This window comes from Streptomyces sp. NPDC054770 (genome assembly GCF_053611985.1).
Genome location: NZ_JBSHBL010000006.1, coordinates 87,395 through 99,895, shown reverse-complemented (window position 1 = coordinate 99,895; position 12,501 = coordinate 87,395). Strand labels below are relative to the sequence as shown.

9 protein-coding genes and 1 pseudogene are annotated in these 12,501 nt (G+C 70.8%); 8 read left to right on the top strand and 2 right to left on the bottom strand.

From position 1 onward, the window contains the following. Positions 1–797 precede the first annotated feature (797 nt). From ACWGKQ_RS08385 to ACWGKQ_RS08370, 4 genes are read left to right on the top strand one after another with little or no spacing between them, the layout of a single operon-like run. Positions 798–2,204 carry a flavin monoamine oxidase family protein gene (locus ACWGKQ_RS08385; protein WP_453291092.1) on the top strand — a complete coding sequence of 469 codons (1,407 nt, stop codon included), beginning with the start codon at positions 798–800 and terminating at the stop codon, positions 2,202–2,204. Positions 2,205–2,245: 41 nt separating this feature from the next. After that, positions 2,246–2,731, top strand: a complete 486-nt coding sequence (locus ACWGKQ_RS08380; RefSeq protein ID WP_453291091.1) for an SRPBCC family protein — start codon at positions 2,246–2,248, stop codon at positions 2,729–2,731. Position 2,732: 1 nt separating this feature from the next. Then, complete coding sequence (locus ACWGKQ_RS08375; RefSeq protein ID WP_453291090.1) at positions 2,733–3,422, top strand: class II aldolase/adducin family protein; 690 nt, start codon at positions 2,733–2,735, stop codon at positions 3,420–3,422. Next, a complete protein-coding gene (locus tag ACWGKQ_RS08370; protein ID WP_453291089.1) occupies positions 3,422–4,363 on the top strand; it encodes a carbohydrate kinase family protein in 942 nt (313 codons plus the stop codon). The genes ACWGKQ_RS08375 and ACWGKQ_RS08370 overlap by 1 nt, the downstream gene beginning before the upstream one ends. 90 nt (positions 4,364–4,453) lie before the next feature. Here ACWGKQ_RS08370 and ACWGKQ_RS08365 read toward each other — a convergent pair whose 3' ends face one another. Next, the gene (locus ACWGKQ_RS08365; protein WP_453291088.1) at positions 4,454–5,122 is read right to left on the bottom strand and encodes a TetR-like C-terminal domain-containing protein; all 669 of its coding nucleotides are present in this window, start codon (positions 5,120–5,122) and stop codon (positions 4,454–4,456) included. 52 nt (positions 5,123–5,174) lie between these two features. On the opposite strand from ACWGKQ_RS08365, the gene ACWGKQ_RS08360 reads away from it, so the two are divergent. Then, positions 5,175–6,578, top strand: coding sequence for an aldehyde dehydrogenase family protein (locus ACWGKQ_RS08360; protein WP_453291087.1), 1,404 nt, complete (start codon positions 5,175–5,177; stop codon positions 6,576–6,578). Positions 6,579–6,701: 123 nt separating this feature from the next. On the opposite strand, the gene ACWGKQ_RS08355 is transcribed toward ACWGKQ_RS08360, so the two are convergent. Beyond that, entirely contained in the window at positions 6,702–7,904 is a 1,203-nt protein-coding gene (locus ACWGKQ_RS08355) for an MFS transporter (protein WP_453291086.1), read from the bottom strand. A 207-nt stretch (positions 7,905–8,111) separates the two neighbouring features. On the opposite strand from ACWGKQ_RS08355, the gene ACWGKQ_RS08350 reads away from it, so the two are divergent. From ACWGKQ_RS08350 to ACWGKQ_RS08340, 3 genes and pseudogenes are all read left to right on the top strand, one after another. Continuing rightward, a complete protein-coding gene (locus tag ACWGKQ_RS08350) occupies positions 8,112–9,200 on the top strand; it encodes an AraC family transcriptional regulator ligand-binding domain-containing protein (protein WP_453291085.1) in 1,089 nt (362 codons plus the stop codon). A 308-nt stretch (positions 9,201–9,508) separates the two neighbouring features. Beyond that, positions 9,509–10,101, top strand: a pseudogene (locus ACWGKQ_RS08345) (transposase); the annotation flags it as partial. Positions 10,102–10,241: 140 nt separating this feature from the next. After that, the gene (locus ACWGKQ_RS08340) at positions 10,242–12,467 is read left to right on the top strand and encodes a peptidoglycan recognition protein family protein (RefSeq protein ID WP_453291084.1); all 2,226 of its coding nucleotides are present in this window, start codon (positions 10,242–10,244) and stop codon (positions 12,465–12,467) included. Positions 12,468–12,501: the final 34 nt, after the last annotated feature.

The following is a 12,501-nucleotide window of genomic DNA, read 5'->3' as shown; positions in this document are numbered from 1 at the left end:
CAGGCATCCGTTGAGCAGGATGAAGCGGGCCGTGGGAGATGCTCGGCCCGCGCGTTGCCGTCTGGTCAGAGCGTTCGGCACAGGGCTCCTTCATGGGTGCCGCCCCGGGCAGGGCGTACTTGGTTGACGTGGCAGGGCACTGGGACCGCCGATGATCAAGACACCGCTCCACAGCGCAACTGTGTGAAGAGCGCCGAGTTCAGGGACGCCGGAACGTCGCGCACAGTCGGCCTGCCCCTGACGGCTCGCCCCCGCGGCGCCGGTGCGGTGAGTGTGTCTCGTGGACGCAGGCGACTGTAGGTCCCCTCGATGCCTTGCCGGCAGGGCGACGGAGGCCAGAAAGAGGACTTCACCGGCCATGTGCCGGGAACCTGCGCGAAGGGCCTGAAGGACATCCGTTCATCTGCCGTTGCCGTTCGGCGGGAACCGGTCCGTGCGGTCAAGGGGGGCCTGGGTGGGCAGGTGCTTGCCGCCCGCATTCCGGCCACGCTGCGTGCCGGGCCGGGCACGGGCCTGGCGGAGAGGCAACCGTCTGGCCGCTGAGGCCCCCCGTCTGACCGCCCGGACCGGTTCGCGCCGAACAGCAGATGAATAGATTTCCTTCAGTCCCTCAGGAAGGGGACCGCGATCGGCCGGAAGGAGAGCGGCTTCGTCCGCCGCTCGGGTTGATCGACCTGAGCTCTTCCGCGGCTGTGAGTCGCCCTGGCACGCGAACGTCGGGCCATGCCTGGCGTGGCGTCCCTGTCACGCCGACGGCCGTACTCATCAGGGGCGCCGAACATCACCTAGGAGTGTCCATGACCGGTTCACCGAGCAGTGCGCCCACGCGGGACCGCCGGCGGAACGAAGCCGACGTCGTCGTGATCGGTGCGGGTCTGGCAGGGCTCACCGCGGCACGCGCGCTCGTCGCGGCCGGGCTGTCCGTCGCCGTGCTGGAGGCTCGTGACCGGGTCGGCGGCCGGTTGCTCAACCACCACCTCGGCGAGGGACAGGTGACCGAGATCGGCGGGCAGTTCGTCGGCCCGACCCAGGACCACATCCTGGCGTTGGCGAAGGAGGTCGGCGTCGACACCTACCGGGCGACCGTCTCCGGCGAGAACGTGTACGTGCACAACGGCAGGGCCAAGCGGTTCTCCGGGCACACGCCTCCGGACCCGCTGGCGCTGCCGGACATGGGCATCGCCCTGGCCCGCATCGGCCAGGCGGTGCAGAAGGTGCCCCCGAGGGCTCCGTGGCGGGCCCCGAACGCCCGTGAGCTGGACGGTATGACCTATGAGACGTGGCTGCGCAAGGCCGAGATCACCGGCGCCGCCGTCGACCTGGTCAACATCTTCCTGAACTCCGCGTACGGCGGGGAGGCACGCGACGCGTCGGCCCTGTTCAGCCTCTGGTACGTGGCGGCCTTCGGTGACGAGACGCATCCGGGCACGATGGAGCGCGGCACCGGTACCACCGGGGGCGCTCAGGACAGCCGCTTCGTCGGCGGCTCGCAACTGGTCGCGCAGCGGCTGGCCGTGGAACTCGACGGCCGCGTCCACCTCTCGGCCCCGGTGCGCCGCATCAGCCAGGACGCCACCGGCGTCACCGTCGTCTCGGACGCCGGCGACTGGCGGGCCGACCGCGTGATCGTCGCCGTACCACCGCTGCTGGCCTCCCGGATCGTCTGGGACCCGCTGCTGCCCCCGCAGCAGGGCCAGCTGCTGCAGCGGCTTCCGTTCGGCACCCTCATGAAGTGCGTCGCCGTCTACGACAAGCCGTTCTGGCGATCGGACGGCCTGTCCGGCATGGGTCTGCTGCGCGACGGCTCACCGATCCGCGAGATGTTCGACAACACCCCGCCCGACGGCGGACCGGGCGTCCTCATGGGCTTCCTCGGCGGCAGGGAATGGCGCAAGTGGGCCCACCGCCCGGCCCATGAGCGGCGCGGTGCGGTGCTGCGCTGCTTCGCCCGGGTGGTCGGGGACCGCGCCTTCGACACCGTCGAGTACGTCGAGCAGGACTGGACCGCCGAGGAGTGGACCCAGGGCGGCCCCACCGCCGTCGCCGCCCCCGGCGTGCTCACCGGCTACGGGGAGTGGCTGGGCCGCCGGTTCGAGCGGGTGCACTGGGCGGGCGCCGAGTTCGCCGCGTACTGGAACGGCTTCATGGACGGCGCGGTCCGCTCCGGCCAGGACGCCGCCGCCGAACTGCTCAGCCACCGCTGAGCACAGCCGAGCACAAGAGACAAGCAGAGAGAGAACCCGTCGTGAACAAGTACGCCGTCGCCGAGAAGGCCATCGTCAACGCCTCCGTGGAGCGGGTCTGGGAGGTCATCTCCCGCACCGACCGGTACGCCGAGTGGGTGGCCGGCGCGATCGAGGTCACCGACCACCACGGCGTCGCCACGGTGGGCAGGACGTACGCCGAGCTCAACCGCAGCCTCGGCCCGCTGCGCACCAGCTCGGTCTGGACCGTCAGGGAGATTGACCCGCTCAGGCGCCGCGTCGACACCGGCACCGGTTTCGCCCCGCTCCAGGACCTGACGAGCATCTTCGAGTTCCAGCCGGTGAAGGGCCCGGTCGGACAGGACGCCACGGAGATGACCTACCGGGTCGAGTACACACTCGGTCTCGGCCCCCTCGGGCTCCTCCTGGACGCCATCCAGCAGCCCGCGATGCGCGCCGGCATGCGCACCTCCATGGCCAACCTCGACACGCTGCTGCGTTCCGAGAACCCGACGACGGCACGCTGACATGCCGGCGGCGCATGAGTTCCTCGAAGAGCAGCGGCGATCCGTGGCGGCGGCGTCCCGTCGTCTCGCGGACGCGGGACTGCTGATCGGCACGGCGGGCAACGTGAGCGTGTGGACCGGCGACGGCCAGGTCGCGGTCACCGCGACCGGCGTCGTCCTCGGGCAGGCCACCCCCGAACAGGTCACCGTGGTCGACTCGGACGGCAACGTGGTCGCCGGGCAGTCGGAGCCGACCTCCGAACTCGCCCTGCATCTCGGCATCTACCGGCAGTACGACGCCGGCGCCGTGGTGCACACCCACTCACCGCAGGCCACCGCACTGTCCCTGGTGCTCGACGAACTCCCCTGCGTGCACTACCAGCAACTCGCGCTCGGCGGCACCATACGGGTCGCGCCGTTCGCCGTCTTCGGCAGCCCTGAACTCGCCGAGCAGGTCCTGGCGGCGCTCGACGGCAGGTCGGCGGCGCTGATGGCCAACCACGGCGCGGTCGCGTACGGCCCGACGCTCGCCAAGGCGGTCGAGAACGCCTTGCTGCTGGAGTGGGCGTGCGGCCTCTACCTGCGCGCCGCCTCCCTCGGCACACCGCGGGTCCTGGACGAGGACCAGCGGGCCGCCGTCATCGCCGCCGCGCTGCGGCGCAGCTACGGCACCACCCACCCCCTGAAAGACCCGAAAGAGAAGAGCCGTTGATGAGCCAGTCGGTCATAGCACTCGGCGCCCACGTCTTCGACGTGCTGGTGCGGCCTGTCGAGGCCATCCCGCAGGGGCAGAACGCCGCGCTGGTGGAGCAGATCCGGTTCAGCCCGGCGGGTACGGCCGCCGGTACCGCGCTGACGCTGGCCAAGCTGGGCGCGGCGGTGCGCACCGCCGGCGCGGTGGGCACCGACGCGATCGGTGACCTGTTGCTGGGCATGCTGGAAGCCCAGGGCGTGGACACCTCTCTCGTCCTGCGGCGCGACGACACCCAGACCTCGGCCTCGGTGCTGCCCATCCGCCCCGACGGCAGCCGCCCCGCCTTCCACGTCCTGGGCGCGAACCTCGCCTACAGGCCGGACGACGCCGTGCTCACCGAGATCGTCCGGGCCACCCACCTGCACATGGGGGCACCCGAGCTGATGGGCGGTGACGCCGCGGCGAAGATCCTCGGTCCCGCGCAGGCCGCGGGTGTGGTCACCTCCGCCGACCTGCTCGCCTCCGGCGACAGCGGCCTGTTCGACTGGATCGCGCCCGCTCTGCCGTATCTGGACCACCTGCTGTCCAACGAGGAACAGGTGCTGGGTCTCACCGGCGCGGCCACGCTGGAGGACGGCGCGCGCAGATTCCTCGCGGAAGGGGTCGGCTGCGTCGCCACGACCCGGGGCGCCCGCGGCGCTCTCGTGGTCACCGCGGACGAGGTGACCAGGGTCCCGGCCTTCGCGGTCGGGGTGGTGGACACCACGGGCTGCGGCGACGCGTTCTCGGCCGGCTTTCTGCGCGGACTCGGACTGGGCCGCCCCTTGCGGGAGTGCGCCGTGCTCGGCTGTGCGGCGGCGGCGCTGGTGGCGCAGGGGCTCGGCAGTGACCACGGGGACTTCGACCTCGCCGCCGCGGACGCGCTCGCCGCCACGGCCCCGGTGCTGGAGCCGCGCTGACGGCGTGACGGCGGCCTTGCCCTGGGCCGGCTCGCCGGCCTTGGCTTCCTGGGCTTCCTGGGCTTCGATGCCCCGCCGGGCGGCCCGGTGTCAGCGCCGCGTGTCCGGCGCCGTGCCCGGCGAGCGCCCCGGCGCGGCGCCCAGGGCTCGCAGCAAGAAGGGCAGGAGCTGATCGGCCGTGTGCCGGGCGTGCACCGCGTCGGAGTCGTCCGGCATGCGGGCGACGAGCAGCAAGCGGCTGATCATCGGTCCCATCACCAGATCCGCCACCAGCTCGGGCTGGTCGACCGGCGGGATCTCACCCCGGTCCACGGCCCTTCGCACCACCTGGGACACCCGCTCGTGCATGGGCACCGTGAACGCGGTGGTCAGGGCGTCGGCCAGGATGGCGTTGTGCGCGGCCTCCCCCAGCAGGGCGCGCAGCAGGCGCCCACCGGGGCCGGTCAGGAAAGCCGCCTTGCCACGCAGCACGGTCCGCAGATCGCCCTCCAGCGTGCCGGTCTCGACTTCCTCGGAGAGCTCCTTTCCGCACATCATCACGGCTGCGGCCACCAGGTCCTCCTTCGAGCGCCAGCGCCGGTACAGGGTTGCCGTGGACACACCGGCCGCAGCGGCCACAGCGGCCGTCGTCAGAGCGCCGTACCCCCGCTCGGTCAGGAGCGCGACGGTGGCGTCGAGCAGTGCGCGGTCCCGGGCGGCGTCACGAGGACGACCGCGCGGTGTGCCCCGCTCGTGGTCGAGGGTTGTGTCGCTGGTCATACGATCCAGCATATACGAAACGAAATGACTTCGTTTCGCATATGCTGACCGCATGCCGCATCTCACCGAAGCCGAAGCCCCCGCGACCACTGTCGCGACCGTCGTCTCCCGCCTGCACGCCACGTTCGCGGCCGGGCGGACCAAACCCGTGGCCTGGCGTCGCGCCCAGCTACGAGCCCTGCGGAGTCTGCTGACCGATCACGCGGACGAACTTCGGGACGCACTGCGGGCCGATCTCGGCAAGAGCCCCATGGAGGCGTTCACCACGGAGATCGGTTTCACCGTCAACGAGATCGACCACGCGCTCGCCCACCTGAACTCATGGCTGCGCCCGCGCCGCACCCGCGTGCCCCTCGCCCTCGCGCCCGCCCGCGCCAGGGTCGTCCGGGAGCCACTGGGGACGGTGCTGATCATCAGCCCGTGGAACTACCCGGTGATGCTGGCCCTGGCACCACTGGTCGGCGCGCTCGCCGCGGGCAACTGCGCCCTCGTCAAGCCCAGCGAACTCGCCCCCGCCACGTCTGCCGCTCTCGCCCGGCTGCTGCCGCTCCATCTCGACGAGCAGGCCGTGGCCGTGGTCGAGGGAGGTGTCCCCGAGACGACGGACTTGCTGGAGCAGCGTTTCGACCACATCTTCTACACCGGCAACGGCACCGTCGGGCGGATCGTCATGACCGCCGCCGCACGCCACCTCACCCCGCTGACCCTGGAGCTGGGCGGCAAGAGCCCCGCCGTGGTGGAACCCGGCGCCGACCTGGCCACGGCGGCCCGCCGCATCGTCTGGGGGAAGTTCATGAACGCCGGCCAGTCCTGCACCGCACCGGACTACGTCCTCGCCGTGGGCGAGACGGCCACCGCACTCGAACCCCACCTCGCCGCGGCCGTCCGCGACATGTACGGAGAAGATCCGGCTGCCGGCCCCGACTACGGCCGCATCATCAGCACCCGCCACTTCGACCGGCTAGTCGGCTTCCTCAAGGACGGACGCACCGTCATCGGCGGTGGGCACGACCGCGACAGCCGCTACATAGCCCCCACCGTCCTCGCCGAGGTCGCCCCCGACGCACCGGTGATGAACGAGGAGATCTTCGGTCCCGTCCTCCCCGTCGTCCAGGTCCCCGACCTGGACGCGGCCATCTCCTTCATCACCGAACGGGACAAGCCCCTCGCCCTCTACGCCTTCACCGCCTCCTCCGCCAGCAAGCGCCGCCTGGCGACGGAGACTTCCTCCGGCGCCCTGGCGTTCGGCGTCCCCAACGCCCATCTGACCGTCCCCGGCCTGCCGTTCGGCGGCGTCGGCGAGAGCGGCTTCGGCCGGTATCACGGCGAGCACTCCATCGACACCTTCAGCCACGCCAAGGCGGTCCTGGACAAGCCGCTCTTCCCGGACCTGCTCCGGCTCGCCTACCCGCCCTTCACTGCCTTGAAGGAACGGCTGCTGCGCCGGATGCTGTGAACGACGTGGGACCCGCTGCCGCAAGAGGACGGCCGCTTCGGGAACACGGCCCGAACGGCATCACCGTCCGGACGGCATCACCGTCCGGACGGAAAGGACCGACCGGCGGCGGGTGCGTGCGGCCTACGCCGCGGACCGGTGGTTGAAAGAACCTGCGGTCGTCAGGAGCGCGAGGACGAGCACGACGGGTATCCCGTAGGCGAGCCGGAAGTGGCCGGTGGAGCCGAGGACCCCGCTGGCGGCGCCGCCGACGAGCACACCCGTGTAGTTGAAGAGGTTCATACGGGCCAGGACCGCTTCGGTCGCCCCCGGTCGCAGACGTCCGGCGGAGGCGAGGCACAGGGGGACCAGTGCGGAGACCCCGAGCCCGGTGCCAGCGGCGGCCAGGACCGCGTACGGCCAGGAGGGCGCGGCCGCCAGTCCGGCCAGGGCCGCAGCGGTGAGCAGGGTGGCGGCACGGACCACGGCCGCCGGGCCCGTCCTGCGGACGAGGTGGTCGGCGCAGGCCCGCCCGGTGACGGTGCCGACCTGGTAGGCCGCATAGGCCAGAGGCGCGACGGACAGGGCGGCGTCCAGGGTCTGGTGGAGATACAGCGTCGACCACGACGAGACCGTGGAGTCGATGACGTAGGCGACCACGAGAACAAGGCCGAACGGGGCGAGGTCGGCCCACAGCCCGCGGCCGAGCACGACGGGCTCCTCATGGCCGGACACGGCGATCGGCGCATCGGTGGGAAGCGCGTGCGAGCGTACGGTCAGGGCGAGGGCCAGGACGAGGCCGGCCTGTGCGGTCAGGGTGTACTCGGCCGGCCAGCCGAGGTCGGCCGTGCCCGCGGTCAGCAGGGCGGCAGCGGCACCGGCGGCGCTCCAGGCGGCATAGAAGGAAGCGAAGACACTCCGGCCGTAGTGGCGTTCGACGGCCGCGGCCCTGGTGTTCGCCGACACGTCGATGCACCCCAGTCCCATGCCGAACAAGCCGTAGGACACCGCGACCACGGCCTGGCCGGGAGCCCAGCCGATCAGCAGCAGAGCCGTGGCGGTCGTCACGACCGCGACCCGCATGGCGGCGACCAGCCCCAGACGCCGGATCACGGCCAGTCCGGCGAAGCTCCCGACGCCCGCGCTCAACGCTACGGCCACGACAAGCACGGTCATCGTCAGCGGAGAGATCGAGAGACGCTCCTTGACGGCGGGCACCGTGGTGGACACCGCAGCCACCGCTGCCCCCTGGGCGGCGAAAACCGTCGCCACGGCCCGTCGGGCGGGCGCGAGCGGGCTCCGGCGCACAGATCGTCGCGGAACCGGGGCATGAAGAGGTGCGGTCATGGCGAGCCTTCGTGTTGTGCGCTCTCGCGCTGGTGCTCCATGGGGTCACGTACGGCGGACAGGCGGGTTTCCGTAAAGGTAGAGAGGCGGGAAGGCCGCTTGCAGTGCGCCGGAGGCCGGAATGGGGGCTCTGGCGGCCACGCCCGCGACAGGCGGGGCCCGGCTGCCTACAGTGAAGCGAGAAACTCCCTGGTGAGAGGGAACGCAATGCCCGACGCCCCCGCCGGGGTCACTTCTCCGGGAACCAGCCGCAGCACCTCGGCCACCATCGCGCCGAACATCCTGCACTACCTCGTCCGGGTCACCGACGCGTACGGCGTCGATCTGCAGCCGCTGCTGACCGGTGTGGGGCTGGACCCGACGGTGATGGACTCCGCCGCGCTGCGGGTCTCCTACCGGCAGGGCAGTGACGTCATCCGCCAGGCGGTGGAGCTGACCGGGGACGAACATCTGGGGCTGCGCGTGGGCGCGGCTCAGCACCTGACCGCGTGGGGGCTGCTCGGCTTCGCCATGATGGCCGCCGACACCCAGGAGCAGGCCATCGAGACGGGCGTGCGCTACCAGAACCTCTCCGGGGCGATGACGGTGTGGTCGGCCCACTGGGAGGACGTCGGCTACGTGTTGTGCGCCGATCTGCCGGACCCCGCACTGGATCCGGCGGTCGCCGTCTTCCTGATCGAGGAGGCGTACTCCAGCGTCGTCACCCTCACCCGTCTGAGCGTCGGCGCCGCATTCGCCCCGCAGGCGGTCGAGTTGACCTTCCCGGCCCCGCGCGACACCCGCCCGTTCGACGAACTGTTCCGCTGCCCGGTGCGCTTCGGCGCCGCCCGCAACCGCATGGTGATCCCCACTCGCTGGGCCCGTACGGCCATGCCGGGGCGGGACCCCATCACCTACGCCTCGGTGCTCGGCGTGATGGAGAAGCACATGACGTCACGGCGCGAGCAGCAGGACCTGCTCGAGGTGCTGGAGATCTCCGTCGCGCAGAGCCTGCCGGCCATCCCCTCGTTCCTCGAGCAGGCCCGCAGGCACGCGTCCAGCGAACGCACCTTGCGCCGTCGCCTGGCCGAGTGCGGCACCACGTACGAGGAGATCGTCGACGGAGTACGCCGCGAACGAGTCGAACAACTGCTGCAACGACGGGAACTGACGCTTCGTGACATCACCCGTCAAGCGGGCTTCGCCGACGTGAGCGCACTTCGGCGGGCGGTGCGCCGGTGGCACGGAGTGACCACTCTCGAGTTGCGCACCGATCTGCTGGAGAGGGAGGCACCGACCGGTCGGCCACATGCGTGATGCTTGCCGCTCCGAGCGCCGGAGCCGAACGGCGCCCTCCCCCTCAACTGGTGTCGTCGACGAGCCGGGAAGGAACAGAAGTGCGTGAACGGGCCTGGCCCTCCCGGTCGCCGCTACATGATCGGCCGTGAGACACCCGGCCCCGATAGGGCCGAACGGCCCTTCTTCACACCGTTGAGCGGACAGGCGCACCTCACTCCGCACCCGGACACACGCCGCCGGGCACCGACCGGCCCCGGAGCAGCCCCGCACCGACCGCCGATCGCCTTACGAACCCATGACGAGTCCAAAAGGTTCTACGGAACCCTCGCATCCGCATGTCTGTGTGTGCGGGATCCTGGCTCGTCTTCGAGGACGAAGCCGGATTCTCGATGACGCCGCCCACCCGCCACACCCGGTCCCGCCGCGGCCGCACTCCCGTCGTGCGCGTGCGAGGCCGCTCCCGCCCCCGCTCATCCGTCGCCGCCCTGGCCTGCCACAAACCCGGCGAACGCTCCCGGCTGAACTACCAAGCCCTGCCCCGATGCCCCGGCCCGATGGACGCAAGAGCTTCTCCTGGCAGGACTACCGCGACCTGATCCAGACCGCGCACCAGCAACTCGGCGGCCCGATCGTGCTGGTCCGGGACAATCTGAACACCCACCTGACCGCCGGGATGCGCCGCTACATCGCCGAGCGGAACTGGCTCACCGTCTGCCAACTCCCGTCCTGCGCACCGGACCTCAACCCGGTCGAAGGCATCTGGTCGGTGCTGCGGCGCACCACCACGGCAAACCGTGCTGTCGCTGACCCGCATGACCTGATCACCGCCATCCGGCGGGGCCTACGCCAACTCCAGTACCGCCACGACGTCCTCGACGGCTGCCTCACCGGAACCGGACTCGCACTCGCCCCACCATGACGACATCACGCTTTCAACCTCAGTAGTCGCCGCCGATTGCGCGACTTTCCCGCTGCCATGCTTCCATTGCCCCGGCACGCATCGGTTGAGGAGTGCTCCCGATGTGAGATGCCGCAAGTCATGAGGGGGCGTCGAAAGACATGAAGAGACGTGTGTGGGGCACCGCTGCAGCGGTGGTGGCGGCGACGGTGACCGGCGTCATCGTGTTCCAGGGGGTTCATGGAAGTGCCAAAGGGCCGGACAGCAAGAACGCCACACCGGTGACCGGGCCGGTCAGCACCACCGTGCACACCACGGCGGTGAAGGCCGACGGCGACCGGGCCGAGGTGCCCGAGCGCGGCACCGATCAGTTCAGCCTGATCGGTCTGTCGTGGACCAAGCCGTCCGCGCAGCTCCCGGGCACCGTGCAGGTACGGACTCGCAACGCCCGCACCGGCGCGTGGAGATCGTGGGTCACCCTGGACACCGGTGGCAACGGCGCCGCGGCGGAGGAGAGTCGACGCGGCGCAACCGACCCTGCCTGGGTGGGCCCGTCCAACGGTGTCCAGGCCCGCGTGGACGGACACGGCTCACCCCTTCCGGCCGGCATGCGGCTGGAGATGGTCGACCCGGGCGTTGGCCGTGCCGCGGTGAACGCAGATCCAGTCGCCTTCAAGATCGACGAGCCCACGGCGACGCCGGACGACGGTACGAGCGAGTCGGCGGACCCGAGCACGGGCACGGGCACGGATGCACCGGTGGTCGAGCCGAGCTCCTCGCCGAGCACGCCGTCGCCGAGCGACTCGCCGACCACGGGCACTGTCTCCCCGTCTCCGACACCGAGCGGATCGGCCACCCCCACGCTGCCGCCGGCCCCGGTGTCGAACGCGCCCGAACCGCCGATCGTCACCCGCGCCCAGTGGGGGGCCGACGAGTCGCTGAACAGTGAGGCACCCGAGTACGGCACCGAGGTCAAGGCGGTCTTCGTCCACCACACCGTGAACGCCAACGACTACTCCTGCGCGGACTCCGCTGCCATGGTCCGCGCCATCCGCACGTACCACATCCAGTCCAACGGCTGGAAGGACATCGGTTACAACTTCCTTGTCGACAAGTGCGGAACGATCTTCGAGGGGCGCAAGGGAGGTGTGGACCGGCCGGTGATCGGCGCCCACACCCCGGGCTTCAACACCAACACCGTCGGCATCGCGGTCCTGGGTGAGTACTCCTCGATCGACGCATCCTCCGCGGCCAAGGCCTCCGTGGCCCGCCTGGCCGCCTGGAAGCTCGGCCAGTACGGCAACGACCCCGCCGGTAAGGTCGATCTGACGGCCGGTCTGGACAACGGCAAGTTCAAGCTCGGGCAGACGGCCAGTTTCTACCGGATCTCCGGGCACCGTGACGGATACTCCACCGAGTGCCCCGGCGACAAGCTCTACGCCTCCCTGGCCGGCATCCGCACCCTCGCCGGCGGGCCCGTCACCGGACTCGCGCTCAAGCCCTTCGGTCAGGCCGGTGTCGTCGGCACCACCGCCTACACCAAGGGCCCCCTCACGGTGAACTGGGCCATCACCTCGCCGGCATCACTTGTGAAGCGCTACGAGGTGCTCGTCGACGGCAAGATCGCAGCCACCGCCGACCCGACCGCCACCTCCGCCCCTGTGACCCTGGGTGCGGGCACCCACACCGTCGCCGTGCGAGCGGTACACGTCTCGGGCCGCACCGCGGTGACACCCGACGCCACCGTCATCGCCGACACCACCGCACCCACTTTCACCACCAAGCCCTCGGTGACCCTGAGCACCGGCACCGTCAACCCCACCGCCGTTCCCGTCGCCCTGGGCTGGAAGGCGACCGACACCGCAGCGCTGAAGGAGGTGCGCCTGACGGTGCCGTCCGCGCACACCTACGGCCCGACCACCTACACGACCGCGCTGACCTCGAACTCCGGCACCGCCACCACCTGGTCGATGACGGCCCGCGACCAGGCCGGCAACGCCACCACCGCGACCACCACGGCCACCCCGGTGATCCTCCAGGAGACCTCGGCCACCCGGACCGGCACCTGGACCACCAAGTCCTCCAGCAGTTACCTGGGCGGCAAGTCCTACTCCTCCGGTTCCAAGAACGCCTCGCTCACCTGGAAGTTCACCGGCCGCTCAGCAGCCTGGGTGGTCTCGCGTGCCAGCAGTTCCGGACAGGCATACGTCTACGTCGACGGCGTCAAGACGGCCACCGTCGATCTGAAGTCCACCGCTACCAAGTACCGGGACGCGGTGTGGACCAAGAACTGGTCCACCAGTTCCGCCCACACCATCAAAATCGTCGTCGTGGGCACTTCCGGACGCCCGACCATCACCACCGACGGGCTCGTCTACATGAAGTAGCCCCAGATCTTTCGTCGTGCCCCTTCCACGGGCC